The sequence below is a fragment of the Lactobacillus sp. UMNPBX16 genome, from assembly GCF_002553775.1.
GTDB lineage: Bacteria > Bacillota > Bacilli > Lactobacillales > Lactobacillaceae > Lactobacillus > Lactobacillus crispatus.
This window is the reverse complement of the sequence record NZ_PCYU01000060.1, coordinates 1-1293: the sequence shown is the minus strand read 5'-3', so window position 1 is coordinate 1293 and position 1293 is coordinate 1. Positions and strand designations below refer to the sequence as shown.

The window sequence follows — 1293 nt, the reverse complement described above, 5'->3', positions numbered from 1 at the left end:
TTTTTCAATCCAATTACTTAATTCAGTTACATGTAATTTAGTGACCGAACTAAAAGTCAAAACAGTGACATGATCATAGTTGAGATTCAACTTTTTCTTTAAGCCTGATATCACCTTATTAGTTTGACTCTTTTTTATTTTATCCATCTTGGTACAAACTACCAAAATTGGGATATTTAGATATTGAGCATAATCATACATAGCAATATCATCTTTGGTTGGTTCATGACGACTATCTACTAAAATAATTAGTCCCTTTAGGTTGGGTCTAGTTTCTAAATAATCTTGAATCATTTCGCCAAATTCTTGCCGCTTCTTCTGTGAAACTTTGGCATAGCCATAACCTGGTACATCAACCAAATAAAATTTTTCATTGACTTTGTAGAAATTCAAAGTTTGTGTCTTTCCAGGCTGTGACGAGGTCCTAGCTAAGTTTTTACGCTTTAATAGGGTATTTATCAAGCTGGACTTTCCCACGTTTGAGCGGCCTGCTAATGCAATCTCAGGCAAGTTATCTTTAGGATATTGATCTTCTCTAACAGCACTAACTGCATAACTACTGCTTTTAATGATCATTGACACTTACCTGTTCTTTATTATCAGTATTTTTGCGGATTACCTTTGGCTTAGCGTGCTTAGTAATTACGTCCTTAGTTACTTCAACGGTCTCAATATCCTCTTCACTAGGAGTTTCATACATAATATCCATAATTGAATTTTCGATAATTGTTCTAAGTCCACGTGCACCCATATTTCTTTGGATTGCTAAGTCAGCAATTGCCTTCAGAGCACCATCAGTAAACTTCAAATTAACATCGTCAAGTGATAATAATTTCTTATACTGCTTAACTAAAGCATTCTTTGGTTCAGTTAGCACTCTGACCAAATCCTTACTACTCAATTTATCAAGCGTAGTAATAATTGGAATTCTACCAATGAATTCAGGAATCATTCCAAATTTAACTAAATCAGCTGTAGTCAAATGGCGTGTCCAATCATCTGCATTAATTTTATCTGCCTCATTTTCAGCACCAAAGCCAATGGTCTTTTTACCTAAACGATTTTTAACGATTTGTTCAATTCCGTCGAATGCCCCACCAACAATAAATAGAATGTTAGTCGTGTCCATCTTAATCATTTCTTGTTGAGGGTGTTTACGCCCACCTTGAGGTGGAACAGAGGCAATTGTACCTTCCAAGATCTTTAATAATGATTGCTGTACGCCTTCACCTGAAACATCACGCGTAATTGAGACATTCTCAGATTTTTTAGAAATTTTATCAATTTCATCAA

The 1293-nt window shown here is 35.0% G+C and carries 2 protein-coding genes; both read right to left on the bottom strand.

Annotated elements, in window-relative coordinates; genetic code table 11:
* Positions 1-576 (bottom strand): ribosome biogenesis GTP-binding protein YihA/YsxC (yihA, locus tag CP367_RS09935; protein WP_098043563.1); only part of this gene is annotated, 576 nt, incomplete at its 3' end.
* A partial coding sequence (locus CP367_RS09930; protein WP_158227335.1) for an AAA family ATPase occupies positions 566-1293 on the bottom strand: 728 nt, incomplete at its 5' end. The genes CP367_RS09930 and yihA, both read right to left, overlap by 11 nt.